The sequence below is a fragment of the Dorea sp. AF36-15AT genome (assembly GCF_003477705.1).
Taxonomy (GTDB): Bacteria; Bacillota; Clostridia; order Lachnospirales; family Lachnospiraceae; genus Claveliimonas; species Claveliimonas ammoniilytica.
Genome location: NZ_QUDV01000005.1, coordinates 159336 through 182931 on the forward strand (window position 1 = coordinate 159336; position 23596 = coordinate 182931).

21 protein-coding genes and 1 tRNA gene are annotated in these 23596 nt (G+C 42.1%); 20 read left to right on the forward strand and 2 right to left on the reverse strand.

Translation table 11 applies throughout. From position 1 onward, the window contains the following. Positions 1–5 precede the first annotated feature (5 nt). The 14 genes from topA to DWZ93_RS09405 all read left to right on the forward strand — a co-directional run bounded on the left by topA (position 6) and on the right by DWZ93_RS09405 (position 15430). Complete coding sequence (topA, locus tag DWZ93_RS09340) at positions 6–2081, forward strand: type I DNA topoisomerase (RefSeq protein ID WP_118452716.1); 2076 nt, start codon at positions 6–8, stop codon at positions 2079–2081. Between the two features lie 122 nt (positions 2082–2203). Further along, positions 2204–2986: a GTP-sensing pleiotropic transcriptional regulator CodY gene (gene codY, locus DWZ93_RS09345; RefSeq protein WP_118382323.1), complete on the forward strand. Its 783-nt coding sequence runs from the start codon at positions 2204–2206 to the stop codon at positions 2984–2986. Between the two features lie 61 nt (positions 2987–3047). Further along, positions 3048–3353 (forward strand): hypothetical protein, encoded by a 306-nt coding sequence (locus DWZ93_RS09350; protein WP_118382324.1) that lies wholly within the window; start codon positions 3048–3050, stop codon positions 3351–3353. Between the two features lie 116 nt (positions 3354–3469). Next, complete coding sequence (locus DWZ93_RS09355; protein ID WP_118382325.1) at positions 3470–3754, forward strand: co-chaperone GroES; 285 nt, start codon at positions 3470–3472, stop codon at positions 3752–3754. Positions 3755–3767: 13 nt separating this feature from the next. Next, positions 3768–5390 (forward strand): chaperonin GroEL, encoded by a 1623-nt coding sequence (gene groL, locus DWZ93_RS09360; RefSeq protein ID WP_118382326.1) that lies wholly within the window; start codon positions 3768–3770, stop codon positions 5388–5390. A gap of 131 nt (positions 5391–5521) precedes the next feature. Then, complete coding sequence (locus tag DWZ93_RS09365; protein ID WP_118382327.1) at positions 5522–6013, forward strand: DUF6106 family protein; 492 nt, start codon at positions 5522–5524, stop codon at positions 6011–6013. A 101-nt stretch (positions 6014–6114) separates the two neighbouring features. Next, positions 6115–7569: an IMP dehydrogenase gene (gene guaB / locus DWZ93_RS09370; protein WP_118452717.1), complete on the forward strand. Its 1455-nt coding sequence runs from the start codon at positions 6115–6117 to the stop codon at positions 7567–7569. A gap of 70 nt (positions 7570–7639) precedes the next feature. Continuing rightward, positions 7640–8665 carry an aldose epimerase family protein gene (locus DWZ93_RS09375; protein WP_118452718.1) on the forward strand — a complete coding sequence of 342 codons (1026 nt, stop codon included), beginning with the start codon at positions 7640–7642 and terminating at the stop codon, positions 8663–8665. A gap of 111 nt (positions 8666–8776) precedes the next feature. Next, entirely contained in the window at positions 8777–9475 is a 699-nt protein-coding gene (locus DWZ93_RS09380) for a peptidoglycan recognition protein family protein (protein ID WP_118382329.1), read from the forward strand. Between the two features lie 298 nt (positions 9476–9773). After that, a complete protein-coding gene (locus tag DWZ93_RS09385; RefSeq protein WP_118452719.1) occupies positions 9774–12371 on the forward strand; it encodes a cation-translocating P-type ATPase in 2598 nt (865 codons plus the stop codon). A gap of 52 nt (positions 12372–12423) precedes the next feature. Then, positions 12424–13206: a shikimate kinase gene (locus DWZ93_RS09390; protein ID WP_118452720.1), complete on the forward strand. Its 783-nt coding sequence runs from the start codon at positions 12424–12426 to the stop codon at positions 13204–13206. Positions 13207–13208: 2 nt separating this feature from the next. After that, complete coding sequence (locus tag DWZ93_RS09395) at positions 13209–13727, forward strand: YqeG family HAD IIIA-type phosphatase (protein ID WP_118452721.1); 519 nt, start codon at positions 13209–13211, stop codon at positions 13725–13727. A 70-nt stretch (positions 13728–13797) separates the two neighbouring features. Beyond that, positions 13798–14364, forward strand: coding sequence for an elongation factor P (gene efp, locus DWZ93_RS09400; protein WP_118452722.1), 567 nt, complete (start codon positions 13798–13800; stop codon positions 14362–14364). A gap of 175 nt (positions 14365–14539) precedes the next feature. Beyond that, positions 14540–15430, forward strand: a complete 891-nt coding sequence (locus DWZ93_RS09405; RefSeq protein WP_118452723.1) for a DUF5688 family protein — start codon at positions 14540–14542, stop codon at positions 15428–15430. A 42-nt stretch (positions 15431–15472) separates the two neighbouring features. Here DWZ93_RS09405 and DWZ93_RS09410 read toward each other — a convergent pair. Continuing rightward, positions 15473–15544: transfer RNA gene (locus tag DWZ93_RS09410), tRNA-Arg, on the reverse strand. Between the two features lie 118 nt (positions 15545–15662). On the opposite strand from DWZ93_RS09410, the gene argS reads away from it, so the two are divergent. After that, positions 15663–17429: an arginine--tRNA ligase gene (gene argS, locus DWZ93_RS09415; RefSeq protein ID WP_118382334.1), complete on the forward strand. Its 1767-nt coding sequence runs from the start codon at positions 15663–15665 to the stop codon at positions 17427–17429. Between the two features lie 17 nt (positions 17430–17446). Continuing rightward, positions 17447–18598, forward strand: coding sequence for an alanyl-tRNA editing protein (locus tag DWZ93_RS09420; protein ID WP_243061246.1), 1152 nt, complete (start codon positions 17447–17449; stop codon positions 18596–18598). On the opposite strand, the gene DWZ93_RS09425 is transcribed toward DWZ93_RS09420, so the two are convergent. Then, positions 18582–19073 (reverse strand): prolyl-tRNA synthetase associated domain-containing protein, encoded by a 492-nt coding sequence (locus DWZ93_RS09425; RefSeq protein WP_118382336.1) that lies wholly within the window; start codon positions 19071–19073, stop codon positions 18582–18584. The genes DWZ93_RS09420 and DWZ93_RS09425 overlap by 17 nt on opposite strands. A 172-nt stretch (positions 19074–19245) precedes the next feature. Between DWZ93_RS09425 and DWZ93_RS09430 the strand changes: the two genes are divergently transcribed. The 4 genes from DWZ93_RS09430 (at position 19246) to tsf (ending at position 23391) form a co-directional block, all read left to right on the forward strand. Next, entirely contained in the window at positions 19246–20178 is a 933-nt protein-coding gene (locus tag DWZ93_RS09430; protein WP_118452725.1) for a CPBP family intramembrane glutamic endopeptidase, read from the forward strand. Positions 20179–20301: 123 nt separating this feature from the next. Then, positions 20302–21477: a C40 family peptidase gene (locus DWZ93_RS09435; RefSeq protein WP_118452726.1), complete on the forward strand. Its 1176-nt coding sequence runs from the start codon at positions 20302–20304 to the stop codon at positions 21475–21477. Positions 21478–21699: 222 nt separating this feature from the next. Beyond that, positions 21700–22434, forward strand: a complete 735-nt coding sequence (gene rpsB, locus DWZ93_RS09440) for a 30S ribosomal protein S2 (protein ID WP_147590763.1) — start codon at positions 21700–21702, stop codon at positions 22432–22434. A gap of 30 nt (positions 22435–22464) precedes the next feature. Then, positions 22465–23391, forward strand: coding sequence for a translation elongation factor Ts (tsf, locus tag DWZ93_RS09445; protein ID WP_118452727.1), 927 nt, complete (start codon positions 22465–22467; stop codon positions 23389–23391). The last annotated feature ends 205 nt before the right edge of the window (positions 23392–23596 follow it).

Here is a 23596-nt window from a genome sequence, read left to right on the forward strand (position 1 = left end):
ATAATATGGCGCATTATTTGGTAATTGTGGAGTCGCCTACAAAGGTTAAAACAATTAAAAAATTCCTTGGAAGCAATTATACAGTTATGGCATCAAACGGACATGTAAGAGACCTGCCAAAAAGTCAGCTTGGTATTGATGTGGAGCATGACTATGAGCCGAAGTATATTACAATCCGTGGTAAGGGGGAGATATTGGCAGAGCTTCGTAAAGAAGTAAAGAAAGCAGATAAAGTATATCTCGCAACTGACCCGGACCGCGAGGGAGAAGCTATTTCATGGCATCTAATGCATGCGCTGAAATTAGAGAATAAAAAGACATATCGTATTACATTTAATGAGATTACGAAAAATGCGGTTAAGTCTTCTATTAAGAATGCACGTGAGATTGATATGAATCTGGTAGATGCACAGCAGGCACGCCGTGCTCTTGACCGTGTGGTAGGTTACCGCATCAGTCCGCTTCTGTGGGCAAAGGTGAAAAGGGGCTTGAGTGCGGGACGTGTGCAGTCAGTTGCACTTCGTATCATTGCCGATCGTGAGGAAGAGATTAACGCATTTATCCCGGAAGAGTACTGGAGTCTTGATGCCTGTCTTAAGGTGAAAGGCGAGCGTAAGCCGCTGACAGCCAAGTTCTATGGCACTGCTGATGAGAAGATGACCATTCATTCGGAAAAAGAAGTGAATCAGATCCTTGCGGAGCTTGAACATGAAGATTATTATGTGGAAAATGTTAAAAAGGGAGAACGTCTGAAGAAAGCACCGGTTCCGTTTACCACAAGTACGATGCAGCAGGAAGCTTCGAATGCGTTGAACTTTGCCACTCAGAAGACCATGCGCATTGCACAGCAGCTATACGAAGGTATTACGATCAAAGGCAGTGGAACCGTAGGTCTGATCACATATCTTCGTACGGATTCTACCCGTATTTCAGAAGAGGCAGATGCACTTGCAAAGTCTTATATTGCTGAGAATTACGGAGAAGAATATGTTGGAAGCGGCAACACAACAGCAAAAGATGATAAGAAGATTCAGGATGCACATGAGGCTATCCGACCAACAGATATTACCAGAACACCTGCTATGGTAAAAGAGTCATTGTCAAGAGACCAGTTCCGACTTTATCAGCTGATCTGGAAACGATTTGTGGCAAGCCGCATGAAGGCAGCAAAATATGAAACTACTTCGGTTAAGATTGGCGCAGGGAAATATCGGTTTACGGTAGCTGCGTCTCGGATCGTGTTTGAAGGATTCCGTTCGGTATATGTAGAGTCCGGAGAAGAGAAACCTGAAAATAATGTACTGCTCAAGTCATTAGATAAGGATTCAGAGCTGTCTTGTGATCATTTTGATAAGAAGCAGCATTTCACACAGCCGCCGGCACATTATACAGAGGCATCCCTGGTGCGCAAGCTGGAAGAACTTGGTATCGGACGCCCAAGTACCTATGCGCCGACAATTTCTACCATTATTGCCAGAAGATATGTGGCAAAAGAAGGTAAGAATCTGTATATGACAGAGATTGGTGAAGTGGTCAATAATATTATGAAAGAGTCCTTCCCGGCAATTGTGGATGTGAATTTCACAGCCAATATGGAAGGTCTGTTGGACTGCGTGGCTGAAGGAAAAGTGGAATGGAAATCTGTTATCGAGAATTTCTATCCAGATCTGGAAGCAGCCGTTAAGAAGGCTGAAAAGGAACTGGAAAGCGTCAAGATAGAGGATGAAGTTACGGATGTAATCTGTGAAGAATGTGGTCGTAATATGGTAGTTAAATATGGGCCACACGGTAAATTTTTGGCGTGTCCTGGATTCCCGGACTGCCGCAATACGAAACCTTATCTGGAAAAGGTGGGTGTTGCATGTCCGAAATGTGGTAAGGAGATTGTATACCGCAAGACAAAAAAGGGCAGACGATATTACGGATGCGAAGGTTATCCAGAATGCGATTTTATGTCATGGCAGAAACCATCTGAGAAAAAATGTCCGAAGTGTGGAGGGTACATGCTGGAAAAAGGCAATAAGCTTGTCTGTGCGGATGAACAGTGCGGCTATGTAGAACAAAAAAGTAGTGATAACTAGTAATTTTCAGTAGACTTTAGTTTAATTCCGAAAATTCAGAAAAATATACAAATTACAACTCTTTATAGTTGAAATTGATACAATTGTGTGCTACTATATCCAATATAAGGAAGGTGATATGAATGGGCGTGCAATTGCTAGATAAAACTAGAAAGATTAACAAATTACTGCACAATAATAACTCCAGTAAAGTGGTCTTTAATGATATCTGCCGCGTATTGACAGATATTCTGGATTCCAATGCACTGGTAATCAGTAAAAAGGGCAAAGTGCTTGGTATCGGATGTTGCAAGGGTGTTGGTATCATCACGGAGCTTCTTCGCGGAGAAGTGGGAGCGTTTATTGACGAGATGCTGAATGAGAGACTTCTAGGCATTCTGTCTACCAAAGAGAATGTCAATCTGGAGACTCTTGGATTTTCTGAAGAAGTGGCGAAGAGTTATCAGGCATTGATCACACCAATCGAAATTGCCGGTGAGAGACTTGGAACCCTGTTTATATACAAACAGGAATCAGAGTATGAGATTGATGACATTATTCTCAGTGAGTATGGTACTACAGTTGTAGGTTTGGAGATGCTCCGTTCTGTAAATGAGGAGAGTGCAGAGGAAAGCAGAAAGGAACAGATTGTACAGTCTGCGATCAGTACACTGTCTTTCTCGGAACTGGAAGCTATTATTCATATTTTTGAAGAATTGGATGGAACCGAAGGTATTCTGGTAGCAAGTAAGATTGCTGACAGAGTGGGGATTACCAGATCAGTTATCGTTAATGCACTTCGTAAGTTTGAAAGTGCGGGCGTGATCGAGTCTCGTTCATCAGGTATGAAAGGTACTTACATCAAAGTTGTGAATGATCATGTATTTTCAGAACTGGAACGTATAAAAGCTGAAAAAGAAAAATAAGTATAAGGGTATCGGGCAACTGATACCTTTTACTGTTTCTGGAAAAGGAGGCGGCAGAGAGATGTGTGAAGGATGCTCAGCAGAGCTCCAGATGAAGCAGATGATCCTCGAAGACGGAGTGATGGAAGATCGGATACATTACTGTAAAGTATTATTCGGTAATGAAGATCAGGAGACGTTAAAGATGCTTCTCCGAGGCGAAGAGGTAGATGTGATTTCTCTGGATGCAGTATATAACTGCAAGCTGACCGATGGTGAGAATGTAGAAGAATGCGATGGCATGGTCCTGGAACGCTATCTGGGGGATGAAGGGAATATTCTGATATTTCAGATTGAAAATGGATTTTATAAAAATAGTCTAAACTAAATAAAGTGTGTTGACAAAATAAAGAGAGAGTGCTATTTTATATCTAGAAAGTTTTTAGCACTCTCTTTTTGTGAGTGCTAACAGATAAATGAACTTTATTGAAGGAGGAATATAAAATGAAGTTAGTACCATTAGGAGACAGAGTTGTGTTGAAGCAGCTGGTTGCAGAAGAGACTACAAAGTCAGGTATTGTATTACCGGGACAGACAAAAGAGAAACCGCAGCAGGCAGAGATTATTGCAGTAGGACCTGGTGGAGTTATAGATGGCAAAGAAGTTGAGATGCATGTAGAGCCTGGACAGAAGGTTATTTATTCTAAATATGCAGGCACAGATGTAGAAGTAGATGAAGAAACATATATTATCGTTAAACAGAGCGATATTCTTGCAATTGTAGAATAAGGAGGAATTAATCATGGCAAAGGAAATCAAATATGGACATGACGCCAGAACGGCACTGGAAGCTGGTGTGAATCAGCTGGCTGATACAGTAAGAGTAACATTAGGACCAAAAGGACGTAACGTAGTACTTGGTAAGTCTTTTGGCGCGCCGCTCATTACAAATGATGGTGTTACGATCGCAAAAGATATTGAACTGGAAGATGAATTCGAGAACATGGGTGCGCAGCTCATTCGTGAAGTCGCATCTAAGACTAATGACGTAGCAGGTGACGGTACTACTACAGCTACTGTACTTGCACAGGCAATGGTTAACGAAGGTATGAAGAACCTGGCAGCAGGTGCTAATCCGATCGTACTTCGTAAAGGTATGAAGAAAGCAACTGATGTAGCAGTAGAAGCTATCAAAGAGATGTCAAGCAAGGTTACAGATAAGCAGCAGATTGCGAGAGTTGCAGCTGTTTCTTCTTGTGATGATGAAGTAGGACAGATGGTTGCAGACGCTATGGAAAAGGTATCTAACGATGGCGTTATCACAATTGAAGAGTCTAAGACAATGCATACAGAGCTTGACCTGGTAGAAGGTATGCAGTTCGATCGTGGATATATTTCAGCTTACATGGCTAATGATATGGAGAAAATGATTGCTACACTGGATGATCCATACATTCTGATTACAGATAAGAAGATTACAAACATTCAGGATATTTTACCATTACTTGAGCAGATCGTACAGTCTGGTGCTAAACTGCTTATCATCGCAGAAGATATCGAAGGAGAGGCTCTTACAACTCTGATCGTTAACAAACTGCGTGGTACATTCAGCGTTGTAGGTGTTAAGGCTCCGGGTTATGGTGACAGAAGAAAAGAGATGCTGAAAGATATCGCTACACTGACAGGTGGTCAGGTGATTTCTGAAGAATTAGGACTTGATCTGAAAGATGCTACGATCGATCAGCTTGGTCGCGCTAAGTCTGTTAAGGTTGAAAAGGAAAGCACAGTTATTGTAGATGGTATGGGCGAGAAAGATGCAATTGAGGCTCGAGTTGCTCAGATCAGAACTCAGATTGAAGAGACTACATCTGATTTCGACAGAGAAAAATTACAGGAAAGACTTGCAAAACTTGCAGGTGGCGTAGCTGTTATCCGTGTTGGAGCTGCTACAGAAACAGAGATGAAAGAAGCTAAGCTTCGTATGGAAGATGCTCTTGCAGCTACAAAGGCGGCAGTAGAAGAAGGAATTATCGCAGGTGGTGGATCTGCTTACATTCACGCTTCTAAGAAGGTTGCTAAGCTTGCTGAGACTCTGGCTGGTGATGAGAAGACAGGAGCTAACATTATCCTGAAAGCTCTGGAAGCACCTTTGTTCCATATTTCTGCTAATGCAGGACTCGAAGGCGCGGTTATTATTAATAAAGTAAGAGAGCAGGAGCCAGGTATTGGATTCGATGCATACAAAGAAGAGTATGTAGATATGGTTAAGGAAGGAATCCTTGATCCGGCTAAGGTTACAAGAAGTGCTTTGCAGAATGCTACAAGTGTAGCATCTACACTGCTGACAACAGAATCTGTTGTAGCTAACATCAAAGAAGATACTCCGGCTATGCCGGCAGCACCTGGCGGAATGGGTATGATGTAATCACGGATGATTCTGTGTGAGGAAAACTCCCTTAGGGGAGTTTTCTTTTTATATATAACGTGGTAGAATATAACTAATTATTCAAGATTTTCTATATGTCTTGTGATAGAGTACCTGACAGGAGGAAATAAATGGCAGACATATTTGTAGAAAAAATGGTTAAAAAGAAACGAGACGGAAAGGATTTTGCCAGGATTGCACTCTGTGTTCTGCTTGTTGTATTTTCAGCTGTGATGAGTTTGCAAAGTCCGATATTTCTGGCTTTAGTATTGCTGTTTGTGTTGCTGGGACTTCTGGTGATGAGGATCTGCGATGTGGAATATGAATATCAGTATATTAACGGATATTTTGACGTGGACAAGATTTTTCACAAAGAGCACAGAAAGAATATATTTGAGGCAAATATGGTGAATCTGGTGATACTGGCTCCGGAATCAGCAGAAGTATTGAAGAGATATTCTAATGTAAAAGTTTGTGACTTTACCAGTGGATATTCTAATGAACCAGTATATGGCATGATATTTTCCGAGGAAGGCATAATGAAGAAAGTATTGTTTGAGCCGGGAGAAGAGATGTTAGCCGGAATTGCATCACAGGTACCGGGAAAGGTAGTGAAACAATAAAATCTCAGTCAGATTGTACTTTTTTGCAAAAGTAGTTGACAAATTGGTCATGTTTTTTGTAATATGACTGTTAACACATAAAGAGAAAGTGAGGTTTAATCATGGGAACAATTATTGGAGAAGGGATTACATTTGATGATGTGTTACTTGTGCCTGCATATTCAGAGGTGATTCCAAACCAAGTGGATTTGTCCACATACCTGACTAAGAAGATTCGTCTGAATATTCCGATGATGAGTGCTGGTATGGACACAGTTACAGAACACCGTATGGCAATTGCTATGGCACGTCAGGGCGGTATCGGAATCATTCATAAGAATATGTCTATTCAGGAACAGGCAGAGGAAGTAGATAAGGTTAAGCGATCAGAGAATGGAGTTATTACAGACCCATTTTATCTGTCACCAGAGCATACATTGGCAGATGCCAATGATCTGATGGCCAAGTTCCGTATTTCCGGAGTTCCGATCACAGAGAATGGCAAGTTAGTTGGTATTATTACGAACCGTGATTTGAAATTTGAAGAAGACTTTTCTAAGAAGATCAAAGAGTCTATGACGTCTGAAGGACTGATTACAGCCAAAGAAGGCATTACTCTTGAAGAAGCTAAGAAGATTCTTGCAAAGGCAAGAAAGGAGAAGCTTCCGATCGTTGATGACAACTTTAAGTTAAAAGGTCTCATTACGATTAAAGATATTGAGAAGCAGATTAAATATCCGGATTCTGCAAAGGATGATCAGGGACGTCTGCTCTGCGGAGCGGCTATTGGTATTACTGCAAATTGTCTGGAGCGTGCACAGGAACTTGTGAATGCAAAGGTTGATGTAGTGGTTATGGATTCCGCACATGGGCATTCTGCAAATGTTATCCGTACTGTTGATATGGTTAAGTCTAAGTTCCCGGATCTTCAGGTTATTGCCGGTAATGTGGCAACAGGCGCAGCTGCTGAAGCACTGATTAAGGCAGGCGTAGATGCGGTCAAGGTTGGTATCGGACCTGGCTCTATCTGTACAACACGTATCGTAGCAGGTATCGGTGTACCACAGATTTCAGCAATCATGAATTGCTATGAAGTGGCTGATAAATATGGCATCCCGATTATTGCGGATGGAGGTATCAAGTTCTCAGGCGATATCACGAAGGCAATCGCAGCAGGTGCCAACGCATGTATGATGGGAAGCATGTTTGCCGGATGCGATGAGAGCCCTGGAACATTCGAACTTTATCAGGGAAGAAAGTACAAAGTATATCGTGGTATGGGATCCATAGCAGCTATGGAGAATGGAAGCAAAGACCGTTACTTCCAGACAGATGCGAAAAAGCTGGTACCGGAAGGTGTAGAAGGTCGTGTGGCATATAAGGGATCTGTAGAAGATACTGTATTCCAGCTGCTCGGTGGTCTGCGTTCTGGTATGGGATATTGCGGAGCGCCTACCATCGAAGCACTGAAACAGAACGGGCAGTTCGTGAAGATTTCAGCGGCATCCCTGAAAGAAAGTCATCCACATGATATTCATATTACAAAAGAAGCACCAAACTACAGCGTGGATGCATAAGAATCAGATTACAGGAAACGGTGGGATATTCCCACCGTTTCTTTAATATTACGAATATTAGGAGAAAAGTATGAAAAAGGATTTTGGAGTAATAAAAGATGGTAAAAGTACGTCATTATATGTATTGAAGAATGATAATGGGTTGGAGATGCATGTGTCTGATTATGGTGCGTCCTGGGTAGCGGCACTGGTTCCGGATACCAATGGAAAGATCAGAGATGTTCTGTTGGGATATGATAATGCGGCAGGCTATGAGGCTGGCGGTGAAGCCATTGGCGCAACCGTAGGTCGAGTAGCAAACCGTATCGGTGGAGCAGAATTTGAATTAAATGGAAATGTATATCATCTCAGCAAAAACAAGGGAAATGATAATCTTCATAGCGGTCCTGATGTGTACCAGAAACGCCTCTGGAAGACCTTGGAAGCGGATGACAGACATGTCGTTTTTGAATTGCATAGCCCAGATGGAGATCAGGGATATCCGGGAGCTATGAACGTGAGAGTGACTTATGAACTGAAAGAGGATAATGGTCTCTATATCTCTTATTGTGCAGAGAGTGATGCTGACACTATCTGGAATATGACTAATCATGCATATTTTAATTTGAACGGTCATGAGTCAGGCACGATTCTTGCACATGAACTTCTGGTAAATGCGGATGGATATACAGAAACAGACAAGGGATCCATTCCGACTGGAAGAATCATTCCAGTGGAAGGAACTCCGATGGATTTTCGTGTAAAAAAGGTAATTGGGCGAGATATTGAAGAAAATTATAAAGCATTGGTTGATGGCAATGGATATGATCACAATTGGACGATTAATGGTGACGGTTTTCGCAAAGCGGCAGAACTTACCGGTAATGAGAGTGGAATTACGATGGAAGTCTATACAGATCGTCCGGGAGTGCAGGTATATGCAGGTAATTACCTGAATGATGAGCAGGGAAAAGCGGGAGCAATCTACGGTAAGCGAAGTGGCATCTGTTTTGAAACACAGAATTATCCGGATGCCATTCATCACAGTGAATTTCCAAACCCGGTGCTTTTGAAAGGTGAGGTTTTAAAAACATCATCGATGTATCGTTTTTTATAAGATAACAGCTTGTGGTGCTATGTAGAGAACGTAAAAGATAAGAAAATCATAAGCAGTAATTTATAAAATGTTTCGAAACATGTGTTACTATGAGTATACAGGAGAAGAAACATGAAGTTTAAGAGACGAAAGAGAAGTTATAAGAAACGTCAGTGTACTCCGAGACAGAGGCAGAACCGTCTCAGAAAGTATATGAAACTGGGGATGGCAGTACTTGGCATCCTCTGCGTGGCATTGGTTGTACTGCGGGTTACAGGCGTAAATCCATTCAAAAGAGCTTATAGTGAAAATGCGGGAGAGGATATTGAAGCAGTGAAGCCTGATATAGATGTGGAACTTCTTACAGAGAACCCTTATTCCCGACCAGGCACTGCAACAGACCAGATTACGGGAATTGTGGTGCACTATACGGCTAATCCGGGATCTACTGCAATGGATAACCGTAATTATTTTGAAGGACTGAAGGACAGTCATATTACGAAAGCAAGTAGTAATTTTGTGGTAGGACTGGATGGTGAGATTGTACAGTGTGTGCCTACCTGGGAAGTAGCGTATGCGTCTAACTCCAGGAATCATGATACGGTATCGATTGAGTGCTGTCATCCGGATGATACAGGAAAGTTCAATGATGCGACATATCGCTCTATGGTTCAGCTCTGTGCGTGGTTATGTTTGAAATTTGACTTGAATGAGAATGATGTGATCCGACATTATGATGTGACAGGAAAGAATTGTCCAAAATATTTTGTAGAAAATGAAGATGCGTGGAAGACATTTCGGAAAGATATCAAAGCCGTTCTTGACAAATAAGCCTGACAAAGGATATACTGAAAATATGTAAAAGGGAGTAACTGACATATCTGTTTGTTGCAGTAGTTGTTATGACAGATATGTTTGCGATGTCGTCAGTACGATGCAGAGCATCCGTATCGCAATGAAATAGTGAGACTTTTATTGTACAGTTGTTGTGCAATAAAAGTCTCTTTTTTTGTACAATAAACCGCCATGAATCGTACCTACTCGATTATTATGGCGAGTTTACAAGAGAAGTGTTTAAATCTTTGTGAGGATGCACATGCTTTGGACAGACAGAGAAAGGAGACAGACTATGCTTACATCAAAACAAGCACAGGAAAATCAGAAAAGGTATGGTATGAACGAAATCAGAGAAAAAAAGAAACTTAGTATTCCGCGAGTGTTTCTGGAACAGTATAAAGATTTTCTGGTAATCATTCTGATCGTATCTGCAGCTATATCAGGACTTCTGGGTGATATTAAGAGCAGTATCGTGATTCTCGTGGTGATTACAATGAATGCGATTCTGGGAACTGTACAGACAATCAAAGCAGAACAGTCAATCAATAGCCTTGCTGAACTTTCTGCACCAGAGGCAACTGTTTTTCGGGACGGTGAGGTAAACAAAATTCCAGCGTCGGAAGTAACAATGGAGGACGAGGTGATTTTGGAGGCTGGTGACAGAGTTCCGGCAGACGGAAGACTTCTGAGATGCATGGATCTGAAGATTGATGAGAGTATGTTGACGGGAGAAAGTCTTCCGGCAGAAAAAACTCTGGATAAAGCTGCGATTGGAAATTCACTGGGAGATCAGACCGATCGTGTATTTGCCGGAAGTTTTGTTACAGCTGGAAGAGGAACATTTCTGGTGACAGGAATCGGTATGCAGACTGAAATGGGAAAGATTGCAGGACTTTTGGATGAAGCGGCAGAGAAAAAAAGTCCGTTGCAGAAAAGTCTTGATGAATTTGGAAAGAAGCTGTCTGTAGTAATTCTTGTGTTCTGTGGCATCTTGTTTGGCGTCAGTGTATGGCGTGGTGAGGGGATTGCAGACGCATTTCTTTTTGCAGTAGCATTGGCAGTGGCTGCGATACCGGAAGCGTTAAGTTCTATTGTGACAATTGTGTTATCCATGGGAACAGGCGAGATGGCAAAAGAACATGCCATTGTCCGAAAACTTCATGCAGTAGAAGGTCTTGGCAGAGTATCTGTAATCTGTTCAGACAAAACAGGAACACTTACCCAGAATAAAATGACGGTAGAAGCCTGCTATGCAGATGGAAAAGATATGTCATTAGAATATGAGAAGACCAGACAGCTGCCGGAATTTCAAAAATTAATGATATATAGTGTGTTATGTAATGATGCGGTCTGTACAGAGGAAAAAGAACTTGGGGATCCAACGGAGACTTCCTTAATTAATATGGCAGCAAAAGCAGGCATAGATGCGGAGACTGTGAGAAGGCAGAATCCGCGAATTGGTGAGAGACCATTCGACAGTACGCGTAAAATGATGACCACAGTTCATGATACTGGTGCAGAGCGGGTAATGATTGTAAAGGGCGCAGTTGACAGAATGCTGCCACTTATGAAAAAAATTGCACGTGATGGAATGGAATATAAAATTTCAGAGTCAGATAGAAGAAAAATTGAACAGCAGAATCAGACATATGCTGAAAATGGTTTGCGAGTACTGGCGTTTGGGTATCGTATATTAGACTCGAATTCTGATCTGGATGAGAATGAAGAAGAGAATCTGGTGTTCCTGGGGATGACAGCGATGATGGATCCACCTAGAGAAGAATCGAAAGCGGCGGTACAGTCCTGTATCGAAGCAGGTATCCGTCCGGTAATGATTACCGGTGACCATAAAATTACAGCAGCAGCAATCGCTAAGCGAATTGGCATTTTACAGGAAGGTGATCTGGTGTGTGAAGGCGCAGATATTGATGGAATGTCAGATGAAGATCTGGAAGAATATGTGGAACGAGTATCAGTCTATGCCAGAGTGGCACCTGAACACAAGATTCGAATTGTAAAAGCATGGCAGCGGAAAGGCAATATTGTAGCTATGACAGGTGATGGCGTGAATGATGCCCCGGCACTTAAACAGGCGGATGTTGGTGTGGCAATGGGAATTACAGGAACAGATGTGGCGAAAGAAGCGGCGGCTATCGTACTTGCGGATGATAATTTTGCTACTATCATAAAGGCTGTGGAACGTGGGCGTAGTATTTTTGAAAATATACGCCATTCCATTGGATTCCTGCTTTCAGGAAATTTAGGTGCTATATTAACGGTACTTTACGCATCGCTTGCCGGACTTCCGGTACCATTTGCTCCGGTGCACCTGTTATTTATCAATCTGCTAACGGACAGTCTTCCAGCTATCGCACTTGGACTGGAACCGCAGGATCCGGCATCGATGAAAATGAAACCGGAGAAGCGCAGTAACTCATTGCTGGAGGGGGAGAATTTGTTGAAAATCGGTGTAGAAGGCTTATGTATTGGTGTGATGACATCTATTGCATTTACAATTGGACTAGGTGAAAATACAACAGGAACAGGTAATGTAATCCTCGCAAAAACATTGGCTTTCGGTACACTGTGCCTTGGACGGCTAGTACATGGATACAATTGTAAATCTGACCACACTGTAATATTTACGAAAAGATTTTGGAATAATCCATTTCTTACAGGTGCGTTTGTGTTGGGAAGTGTAATGCTTCTGGCAGTAATCTATGTACCGGGATTATCCGGAATGTTTCAGACAGTATCACTGAATCCAAAGTGTTTAACATGGATGTGCGTGCTTGCGTTTGCAAATCTGTTGATGATTCAGCTCTTGAAATGGATAAGGAGTAAGTTTTTGTTGCGTATCAGTGGCAAAATTGATATAATTAAAAACTGAAAATTCAGACTTTTAGACGAAAGAGAAAATAACAGGAGGAGACATAGCAGCAATGAATGATTTGGAATTATACAGAGAGCAGCTTGCATTGTGCGATGATAAGATCATTGACGCTTTGGTTGAGAGAAATTCAATCATAGAAAAGATCATGGCGTACAAGGAAGAGTATGGCATGTCTATCATACAGCCAAAGCAGGAAGAAAAGCAGGAAAGACAGCTTGCGATTAAGCTGGATGGCAACAAATACAGTGATGAGATTGAAGATGTATTCCGTCGTATTCGCCGTAACAGTAAGCGTATTCAGGCAAGAAAGCTTTTTGATTATAATATCGTGCTGATTGGATTCATGGGAGCAGGTAAGACCACAATTTCAGATTACCTCAGCACTGTATTCGATATGGAAATCGTTGAGATGGATCAGTTAATCGCTGACAGAGAAGAGATGAGTATTCCGGATATTTTTGCTACTTATGGTGAAGAATATTTCCGTAATCTCGAGACAGATCTTCTGATCGAGATGCAGGATAAGAAAAATGTGGTCATTTCCTGTGGCGGTGGTGTAGCAATGCGCGAGCGCAATGTTGAGGAAATGAAGAAGAATGGCAAGGTGGTTCTTCTTACAGCGAGTCCGGAAACAATTTATGAGCGTGTAAAGGATAACAATGATCGTCCGGTTTTGCAGGGGCGTAAGAATGTAGCTGGTATATCTGAATTGATGGAACAGCGCAGAGAAAAATATGAGGCAGCAGCTGATATCGTAGTGAATACAGATGATAAGGATGTGCTTACAATTTGTGAAGAACTGGTTCAGAAGCTGACAAGAGCGGAGATATAAGTATGTTTCGTGCATTTTATCCAGATCGATATATGGTTTCTGCATATGTAATCGATTTTGAAGAATTATATAAAAAAGGATACAGAGGTCTGATTTTCGACATTGATAATACGCTGGTACCGCATGGAGCACCGGCAGATGATCGAGCAATCCGACTGTTTGAACGATTGAAAAAGATTGGTTTTCAGTGTTGTCTGATTTCCAATAATAAGGAACCGCGTGTAAAGATGTTTAATGAAAAGATTCAGGTAGCTTATGTGTATAATGCACATAAGCCGTCTAAGAAGAATTACATTAAGGCAATGGAGATCATGGGAACAGATCGTTCTTCAACTGTATTTATTGGAGATCAGTTATTTACAGATGTGTGGGGTGCAAAACGTAGCGGTATTCCGAGCATTTTAGTTAAACCAATGAACCCCAAGGAAGAGATACAGATCGTTTTAAAGCGATATCTTGAAAGGATTGTGCTCTTTTTCTACAAGCGTAGCCTTGCTAGGGAAAAAAAGGTTGAAAAATGATGATATGTATTATAAAATGGTAAAAGATTGAGAACGTAAGCGCAGTGCGCAATTTAAGGAGGATTATGTAATGGCTAAAGTATCAGCAGGAGATATCCGTAATGGTATTACTATTGAAGTGAATGGAAAGGTATGTCAGGTTATCGACTTTATGCATGTTAAACCGGGTAAAGGAGCAGCATTTGTTCGTGTTAAGATGAAAGATATCATTAACGGTGGTGTAGTAGAGACAACATTCCGTCCTACAGAGACATTTGAGCAGGCTCACATCGAGAGAAAGAAAATGCAGTACCTGTACAATGACGGTGAGTTCTATAACTACATGGACAATGAGACATATGAGCAGATTATGATCAGCGCTGAGGAAGCCGGAGATTCTATGAAGTTCGTTAAGGAGAACGAAGAAGTTACAGTAAGCTTCTACCAGGGTAATGCATTTGCAATCGAGCCACCGATCACCGTAGAGCTTGTGATCACAGAATCTGAGCCGGGTGTTAAGGGTAACACAGCTACAGGAGCTACGAAGCCGGCTATTGTAGAGACAGGAGCTCAGGTTATGGTACCGCTGTTCGTAGATCAGGGAGAAAAAATTAAGATCGATACTCGTACAGGTGAATATCTGTCACGTGCTAACTAATTAAAAAAGAATCAAAAAAAGCCTTGCATTTTGTGCAGGGCTTTTTTATAATCAGTTTACCATAATATTTTGCCGGCATCGCCGGCTGTTCAAATCTATACAGTCGATTTCGCGTAGAACAATGCAGTCCATGATTATGGCGCAATCTGCCTGGAACAGGGTGAAAGGAGTTTGTATGTCATACGAAGAGTTTGTGAGCGGAATGGAACTGGAACTAAAGAGTCTTGTGAGTGATAATCTGCTGGTATCGGTCCAGAAGACTCTGAAGAATAACGGATATTTAAGATGTGGTATCCGTTTGTCTGAGAAGAATATCAATATATCCCCAACCATTTATCTGGAAGAATTTTATGAAAAGTATCAATATGGGACTGATATGCATACATTAGCGGAGCAGATCATGAAGATCTATCAGAAGGTACGCATTGAGCATTCGTGGAAAGAAGACTGGATCTATGAATTTCCTGGTGTGAAAAATAAAATCGTATATCGTCTGATCAATCGTGAGAAGAACAAAAAGCTTCTCAGTGAGGTTCCGTATATGCCGTGGAAGGATCTGGCAATCGTATTTTATTTGTTGCTGGAAATGGATGAACATCAGATGCAGCAGGCAGCGATGCTGATTAAAAAAGAACAGCTTGAGTGGTGGAATACAAGTACAGAAGATCTGTATCAGAATGCAATGCTTAATACAGAAAAGTTATTGCCGTATGAGTTGACCAATATGTATGCATTGCTTACGGAAATGCTTGGTGTGGAGGAGATAGAAGATCATCTGACAGCAGAAGAAAGCATGTATGTGTTGACGAATCAAATGCGAAGTTTTGGAGCGGCAGCAGTGTTATATCCAGGACGTCTGGAGATGCTTGCGTTGTATCTGAAAGAGAACTTCTATATTTTGCCGAGCAGCGTTCATGAGATGATCATATTGCCAGAGAGCGGAGCACTTCCGAAAGAAGAACTGAATGCCGTGATTCAGGAAATTAATGGAAGCCAGGTAAATGCAGAGGAATATCTGTCGGATCATGCGTATTATTATGACAGAGTGAGAAAATGTGTGATGTGATTGTAGAATAAAACAGGTACCGCATATGCGATACCTGTAAACCGTCTCTGACCAGAATCGAACTGGCGCACCCGCCTCCGGAGGGCGGCGCTCTATCCACTGAGCTACAGAGACATCTAGTATATTAGCACATTCATTCGGAAAATGCAACGGAGAAATGTGCACACCTTGACTTTCGGGGATATTGTGGGTATGATATGAAGAGTTAGACGATACGAATGGAGGAAAAGGAATGAAGCAGATAATAGAGCTCATTGAATTGGAAATTGCGAAAGCATTTGAACAGGCTGGATATGGAAAAGAACTTGCAAAAGTTACCATTTCTAACCGTCCGGATCTGTGTGAATATCAGTGCAACGGCGCTATGGCGGGAGCCAAGACTTATCATAAAGCACCAATCATGATTGCAGAAGATGTGGTAGCACATCTTCAGGGCAGTGACTGCTTTGCAAAAGCAGAGGCAGTTAAGCCGGGATTCATCAATCTGAATCTTAAGGAAGAATTTGTGGCCGATTACGTGAATCAGATGGCTGAGGATGATGATCTTGGACTGGAACAGGCAGAGAATCCGGAGATGATCGTGATCGATTATGGCGGACCTAATGTAGCGAAGCCACTTCACGTAGGACATCTGCGTTCAGCAGTTATCGGTGAAAGTGTAAAGCGTATGTTTCGTAAGATGGGACATAAGGTGCTTGGCGATATTCATCTGGGTGACTGGGGATATCAGATGGGTCTGATCATTACTGAGCTTAAAAAGCGCAAACCTGAGCTGCCGTATTATGATGAGTCTTATACAGGAGATTATCCGGAAGAAGCACCATTTACCATCAGTGAGCTGGAAGAGATCTATCCGACAGCCAGCGGATATGCAAAAGAACATGAAGATTACCGTGAAGAAGCGCTTCATGCGACCTATCTGCTTCAGAATGGACATAGAGGATATCGTGCACTCTGGAATCATATTGTTAATATTTCCGTTGCCGATATTAAGAAGAATTATCAGAGACTGAATGTAGAGTTTGATCTCTGGAAAGGTGAGTCTGATGCGCAGAAGTATATTCCGGATATGTTGGAGCAGTTCAAGAAAGATGGATTCGCACGCTTAGATGATGGAGCCCTGGTTATTGATGTCAAAGAAGAGACTGATACCAAAGAGATTCCACCATGTCTGATCCAGAAATCGGACGGAGCATCACTGTACGGAACAACAGACCTTGCAACTTTGATCCAGAGAGAAGAAGATTACAAGCCGAACCGCGTAGTCTATCTTGCTGATAAGCGTCAGGAGATGCATTTTACACAGGTATTCCGTGCCGCTAAGAAGACTGGTATTGTTCCAGCTTCAACAGAGCTTAAGTTTATCGGATTTGGTACGATGAACGGTAAAGACGGTAAGCCGTTTAAGACCAGAGAAGGTGGAGTTATGCGTCTGGAGAATCTGATTGCAGAGATTAATCAGAAAATGTATCAGAAGATCACAGATAACCGCACCATCGAGGGAGCGGAAGCTGAAGAAGCAGCACAGAAAGTGGGACTTGCTGCGCTGAAGTATGGTGATCTGTCTAACCAGGCCGGCAAGGATTATGTGTTTGATATCGACAGATTTACTTCGTTTGAAGGAAATACAGGACCGTATATTCTGTATACCATCGTTCGTATTAAATCAATTCTGAACAAATATAAAGAAAATGGTGGTGTGACGGAAGATATTCATTGCAATATTCCATCAGCAGACTGTGAAAAAGCACTTATGCTGGAAGTTGGCAAATATAATGCAGTGATGAAGACAGCCGCTATGGAGACTGCTCCGCACAAGATTTGTGCATACATTTATGATCTGGCCAATGTATTTAACCGTTTCTATCATGAGACCAAGATTCTTGCGGAAGAGGATGAGGCTAAGAAAGCAGGTTATATTGCACTGTTAACACTTACAAAGGAAGTGCTGGAGTCTTGTATTGATGTGCTGGGATTTGAAGCACCGGAGCGTATGTAAGAAAAAGGTAGGAGAAGATGATGGAAAATACTGTGAAATTGTTTTACGAAGATGCTTTTATGGCAGAGTTTGATGCAACAGTATTGTCCTGTGAACCATATAAAGACGGATACAAGGCGGTTCTTGACAGAACTGCCTTTTTTCCTGAGGGCGGCGGACAATATGGAGATACCGGATATCTTGATGAGATCCGGGTTACAGATACAAAAGAGAAAGATGGAGTGATATTCCATATAATAGATGCACCAATAGAAGCTGGAAAAAGTGCACATGGTAAACTGGATTGGGAGAAGCGGTTTGACCGGATGCAGCAGCATAGTGGTGAGCACATTGTGTCAGGAATTGTACATCACAGATTTGGATATAACAATGTGGGATTCCATCTGGCGGACGACTACTGTGCGATGGACTTTAATGGACCAATCACAAAAGAACAGCTTCTTGAGATTGAGAATGAAGCCAATCAGGCAATATTCCATAATTTTCCGGTAAATGTGCTGTATCCTGCAAAAGAAGAATTGCATGAACTGGATTATCGCAGCAAGATTGAGATTGAGGGACAGGTGCGCATTATTGAGATCCCGGGTGTGGATCTCTGCGCGTGCTGTGCACCGCATGTGGCATACACTGGACAGATTGGCCTGATCAAGCTGGTCGGCATGGCAAATTATAAAGGTGGAGAGCGCATTCATATGCTGAGTGGAGCAAGAGCACTTGCAGATTATCAGAGAAAACATCAGTCTGTAAAACAGATCAGTGCACTGCTGTGTGAGAAAGAAGAAAAGATAGCAGAAGGCGTGGAACGGCTGAAGACAGAACAGAGTGGTCTGAAACTGGAACTGGCATCTATGCAAAAAGAGCGGCTTCAGTATAAAGCAGCAGAAGTAGAGGTTGGTGACGGTGCGGTATGCGTTTTTGACGAGAAGCTTGTCGGGGATGACCTGAGAGAGATAGTGAATCTGTTGCTAGAAAGAGGTGCATCTGTGTGTGGCGCATTTGGTGGAACGGATCAGGATGGCTATCGATATGTAATCGGAAGCAAAACGGAAGATGTGAGACTGCTCAATCAGAAGTTGAAAGAAAAATTCGGTGCTCGCGGAGGTGGTAAACCGGAAATGGTTCAGGGAAGCCTCACAGGCACCGAAATGGAAATTAAAGCTTTATTTTAATTACATCTACATCAAAATTCCAGAGGAACTTGTCGAGATCTTTAAATGACAGAAATACGGTAGCTGTATTCTCCAAAGGATGGATACCGAGGCTCTTGCAACGGCTCAGGCTCTTGTCAATGAAGAATTCTACTGCATGATCAGTATCGTTCATCAGTCCAAAAGGAGATACACTGCCCTGTTTTAGTCCGAGATATTTTTCCAGACGTTCTTCAGAAGCAAAACTTAAAGTTCCTGCTCCAAGGGTACGACCCAGTGCTTTGAGATCAATCTTAGTCTTTTCATCAGCGGTCACTAAGAAGTGGCGCTTGCCTTTGGAATCGCGGAGAAACAGATTCTTACAGAGGGTTCCTTTTTCAGGTAGTCCGAGTCTGTCCATATCCTCCATGGTGTGAACGGGTTCATGCTCTACGACTTCATATTTAATACCAAGTTTGTCTAATGCGTCATATACGCGTTGCTTTTGATTTTCCATAACTGTATACTCCTTTACTGCCGTTTTATTTTATTATATTTCAGATGTCAGGGAATGTAAAGCAATGAAGAGTTTATAAATTTTTAATTGCACATTTGTGCTATGCGAAGTAGAATAAGAAGAGTTTGATAAAGATGTTTATAAAAGAACAGCTTAGAAAGAGAGATACATTATGGATAATCAGAATAATCAACAGAGACCGGGGCATATGCCACGCCTCAGTTATGGCCAGAGGTTCTGGCGCATATGGGGCCCTTTCATTATAGAATGGGGCATTCAGATTGCTGTTAGTATGGCGGCGGCAGTGGTAGTGATGTACCAGTATATGAATGCACATACGAAGGAAGTGGTGGCAGCATATGAGAATCAGGCAGCTATGATGCAGTTTGCTACGAAATTAATGAATATGATGCAGAAATACACAACCATCATTAGTGGTGTAACAGCATTGGTTGTAATACCGGTGATGCTGTTTCTGTATCATCGTGACAGAAACCGTGAAAAATACTATGGAGTTGCAACGAATAAGAAAGCACCGCTTTGGAAATACGTGCTGGTAGTAGTATTTGCAGGAGGCGCAAGCCTTGCGCTGAATAATTTGATTTTGATCGGTAATCTGAGTGCATTGAGTGCTACGTATGAGACTACAGCTACATCAATGTACAGTGCGCCGTTTGCAGTACAGATTGTATGCCTTGCAATTTTATCACCGATTGCTGAAGAGTTGGTGTTTCGTGGCCTGATGTTCCGAAGAATGCGGGAAGATACTGGTGCGAAGCTAGCAATCATCTATACATCAGTAGTATTTGGCATTTTTCACGGCAATTTTGTACAGATGTTATATGGATTCCTGATGGGACTGATGTTTGCATGGCTATGTGAAAAATACGGTTCCGTGCTTGCGCCGATTGTTGCCCATGTTACGGCGAATCTGCTTGCACTTTTTGCCACGAAGTATCAGGTATTTGACCGCATGATGGCAGATATTCGTGTGATCGGTATGGTTACGGTAGGAGCGGCAACAATTGCGGCAATTATTTATTTGCAGATCAAGCAGATTGATGAAAAACCGACGGGATATAGTGAGAACAAAGAAATATCTTAATAAAAATGTTACAAAAGTATTACAAAACACGAAATATACATTGAAATGACCTGCAAAATGTAGTATGCTATAAAAGTATAGTAGGGGTAATTTAAGTATAAGAACAGAATAAGAGGGATAGATATGAAGAATAGAATTGTACAGGCGTTGTTAACCGCGTTGTTGATCAGTTCCATGATCGTGTCACCTGTTTTTGCTACTACATTGGAAGATATGCAAAAGAACAAAGATCAGGCAGAGACGGAAGCTGGTTCTCTTCAGGAACAGTTGACACAGACTCTGGATAAGATTGATACACTTGAAGCTGATCTGGATAAGAAGCAGGAAGAGGTTGAAAAGGCGGGAGATGATTTAGAGGAAGCTGCTGCAAAGCAGACTGAGCAGTATGAGTCAATGAAGCTTCGTATTAAGTATATGTACGAAGAGGGGAATAGCAGTCTGCTTGAGACATTATTTTCATCCACCAGTTTTACAGATCTTTTGAATAAAGCAGAATATGTGGCAGAAGTACATTCCTATGACAGGGATAAGCTCAGTGAATACGAGGCAACCACCAAGCAGGTCGAGACGATGAAGAATGATCTGCAGGATGAATATGAGCAGATGCAGACGATGCAGACTGAGTTGGAGGGCGAGAAAGCCTCTCTTACAGCTACACTGGAAGATAAGCAGTCTGAGATCGCACAGTTGGATCAGAGTATTCAGGATGCGATAGCTGCAAGACAGGAAGCTGAGCGGAAAGCGCAGGAAGAAGCTGCGCAGGCAGCAGCGGCTGCTCCGAATACACAGACGAATACGACTCAGAATAATACACAGCAGAGTAATAATAATTCGAACAGCAATAGTAATTCAGGTAATTCGAATTCGAATTCCAATAATAATTCCGGCAACAGTGGAAATAATAGTTCCAACAATTCATCGTCTAATAACAGCAGTTATGTGCCGCCACAGGGAAGAGACGGAGCAGCAGTAGTGGCGTATGCAAGGCAGTTTATCGGTAATCCGTATGTATACGGTGGTAACAGCCTGACGAATGGAATTGACTGTTCCGGATTCACTCAGCAGATCTATGCAGCATTTGGAGTATCACTTCCAAGAGTAGATTCCGAACAGGCATTGTGTGGTGTAGAGATTCCGTTATCGCAGGCAAAGGCGGGAGACCTTCTGTGTTATTACGGTCATGTTGGTATATATAACGGATCAGGCGGTATTATCCATGCCTCTTCACCAGGTGTAGGTATTGTAGAATTTTCTAACTGCCAGTATCGTACGTTGAGGTGTGTTCGAAGAGTGCTGTAAGACAGATATAGGAATAGTGAAAATTAACAAATGCAGAATGTTGCATAAAAGTTGCGTAAATGCAGGAAATACCTTGCATTTACGCATTTTTTATGATAAAATTCAAAGGTCGCAAAAAAACACGCGCAACGATACCTGTGAAGGTGCCTAAGTTTTCGAAAAAAACCGGTTTCATAGGACATGAGAGGCGCGGAAGTAAAAAACCAAATGGAGGAAAGAAACATGAGCGTTATTTCAATGAAGCAACTTTTAGAAGCAGGTGTTCATTTCGGACATCAGACAAGAAGATGGAATCCTAAAATGGCTCCGTATATCTACACAGAGCGTAACGGTATCTACATCATCGACCTGCAGAAATCAGTAGGAATGGTTGACGATGCATACAAAGCAGTAGCTGATATCGCAGCAGAGGGTGGAAACATTCTTTTTGTAGGAACTAAGAAACAGGCTCAGGATGCTATCAAAGTAGAAGCTGAACGTTGCGGAATGTTTTATGTAAATGAGAGATGGCTTGGAGGTATGCTTACAAACTTCAAGACAATCAAGAGCAGAATCGCACGCCTGAAAGATATCGAGAGAATGTCTGAAGACGGAACATTCGATGTACTGCCTAAGAAAGAAGTTATCCAGCTTAAGAAAGAGTGGGAGAAACTTGAGAAGAACCTTGGCGGTATCAAAGATATGAAGAAGCTCCCAGATGCTATCTTTATCGTAGATCCTAAGAAAGAAAGAATCTGTGTTCAGGAAGCACACACACTTGGTATTCCGCTTATCGGAATCGCAGATACTAACTGTGATCCGGAAGAACTGGACTATGTAATTCCTGGAAACGATGACGCTATCCGTGCTGTAAAACTGATTGTTTCTAAGATGGCAGATGCTGTTATTGAAGCAAGACAGGGTGAAGCAGGATACGAAGAGAACGTAGAAGAAGCTGCAGAGGCAGTTGAAGAGTAATAAGTATCAAGCGACAGGAGGAAATGAAAGATGGCAATCACAGCTAGTATGGTAAAAGAGTTAAGAGAACTGACCGGTGCCGGAATGATGGACTGTAAGAAGGCTCTGAACGAGACAAACGGTAACATGGAAGAAGCAATCGAGTTTCTGAGAAAGAACGGAGAAGCTAAGGCTGTTAAAAAAGCTGGACGTATCGCAGCAGAAGGTATTGTTATGGCTGAAGTTCGTGATGACAAGACAGCAGCAATCGTTGAAGTTAACTCTGAGACAGACTTCGTAGCAAAGAATGCTGAGTTCCAGGGATTTGTTAAGGCTGTTGTTAATCAGGCAATCGGTTCTGATTCTAAAGATATGGATTCATTCATGGCTGAGGCTTGGAATGAGGATGCATCTAAGACAGTTAAAGATGCTCTGACAGAGAAGATCGCTGTAATCGGTGAGAACCTTAACATCAGAAGATTCGAGAAGCTTGAGTCTGACGGATGTATCGTTGCTTATATTCACGGTGGCGGACGTATCGGTGTTCTCGTAGAGGCTGATACAGATGTTGTCAACGATGAGATTAAGACATGCCTGAAGAACGTAGCTATGCAGGTTGCAGCTATGTCTCCGAAGTATGTATCTCGTGATGAAGTATCTCAGGAGTTCCTTGACAAAGAGAAAGAGATTCTTCTTGCTCAGGCTAAGAACGATCCTAAGAATGCTAACAAGCCAGATAACATCATCGAGAAGATGCTGATCGGACGTCTTAATAAAGAGATGAAAGAGATTTGTCTGCTGGATCAGGTATACGTTCAGGACGGAGATCTTACAGTTGCTAAGTATGTAGAGAAAGTTGCAAAAGAGACAGGTGCTAACCTGACAGTTAAGAAGTTCGTTCGTTTCGAGACAGGTGAAGGTCTTGAGAAGAAGAACGAAGACTTCGCAGCTGAAGTTGCAGCTCAGATGAACGCATAATCTTACAGTTCACATAAGAATTTGAACCGTATTATTATCATGTAAATCAACGAAAAACCTTGAATTTCCTATGAAAATGGGATGATTCAAGGTTTTTTTGCGTGTTGGGGAATAAATTTTGACTTATCGTAAATTATCGCTATTTATGCATGGAATTGGGTAAAAGTTGGGGAGTGAGTTGGGGACTTTCAATTCCCCAACTGGC

Coding starts and splice junctions, on each gene's coding strand:
- DWZ93_RS09365 (WP_118382327.1), top strand. CDS start 5,522: ATGGCAGACATATTTGTAGAAAAAATGGTTAAAAAGAAACGAGACGGA.
- codY (WP_118382323.1), top strand. CDS start 2,204: ATGGGCGTGCAATTGCTAGATAAAACTAGAAAGATTAACAAATTACTG.
- DWZ93_RS09430 (WP_118452725.1), top strand. CDS start 19,246: ATGGATAATCAGAATAATCAACAGAGACCGGGGCATATGCCACGCCTC.
- DWZ93_RS09380 (WP_118382329.1), top strand. CDS start 8,777: ATGAAGTTTAAGAGACGAAAGAGAAGTTATAAGAAACGTCAGTGTACT.
- DWZ93_RS09395 (WP_118452721.1), top strand. CDS start 13,209: ATGTTTCGTGCATTTTATCCAGATCGATATATGGTTTCTGCATATGTA.
- efp (WP_118452722.1), top strand. CDS start 13,798: ATGGCTAAAGTATCAGCAGGAGATATCCGTAATGGTATTACTATTGAA.
- DWZ93_RS09425 (WP_118382336.1), bottom strand. CDS start 19,073: ATGGAAAATCAAAAGCAACGCGTATATGACGCATTAGACAAACTTGGT.
- topA (WP_118452716.1), top strand. CDS start 6: ATGGCGCATTATTTGGTAATTGTGGAGTCGCCTACAAAGGTTAAAACA.
- DWZ93_RS09420 (WP_243061246.1), top strand. CDS start 17,447: ATGATGGAAAATACTGTGAAATTGTTTTACGAAGATGCTTTTATGGCA.
- DWZ93_RS09350 (WP_118382324.1), top strand. CDS start 3,048: ATGTGTGAAGGATGCTCAGCAGAGCTCCAGATGAAGCAGATGATCCTC.
- argS (WP_118382334.1), top strand. CDS start 15,663: ATGAAGCAGATAATAGAGCTCATTGAATTGGAAATTGCGAAAGCATTT.
- groL (WP_118382326.1), top strand. CDS start 3,768: ATGGCAAAGGAAATCAAATATGGACATGACGCCAGAACGGCACTGGAA.
- DWZ93_RS09435 (WP_118452726.1), top strand. CDS start 20,302: ATGAAGAATAGAATTGTACAGGCGTTGTTAACCGCGTTGTTGATCAGT.
- DWZ93_RS09375 (WP_118452718.1), top strand. CDS start 7,640: ATGAAAAAGGATTTTGGAGTAATAAAAGATGGTAAAAGTACGTCATTA.
- DWZ93_RS09355 (WP_118382325.1), top strand. CDS start 3,470: ATGAAGTTAGTACCATTAGGAGACAGAGTTGTGTTGAAGCAGCTGGTT.
- DWZ93_RS09390 (WP_118452720.1), top strand. CDS start 12,424: ATGAATGATTTGGAATTATACAGAGAGCAGCTTGCATTGTGCGATGAT.
- rpsB (WP_147590763.1), top strand. CDS start 21,700: ATGAGCGTTATTTCAATGAAGCAACTTTTAGAAGCAGGTGTTCATTTC.
- guaB (WP_118452717.1), top strand. CDS start 6,115: ATGGGAACAATTATTGGAGAAGGGATTACATTTGATGATGTGTTACTT.
- tsf (WP_118452727.1), top strand. CDS start 22,465: ATGGCAATCACAGCTAGTATGGTAAAAGAGTTAAGAGAACTGACCGGT.
- DWZ93_RS09405 (WP_118452723.1), top strand. CDS start 14,540: ATGTCATACGAAGAGTTTGTGAGCGGAATGGAACTGGAACTAAAGAGT.
- DWZ93_RS09385 (WP_118452719.1), top strand. CDS start 9,774: ATGCTTACATCAAAACAAGCACAGGAAAATCAGAAAAGGTATGGTATG.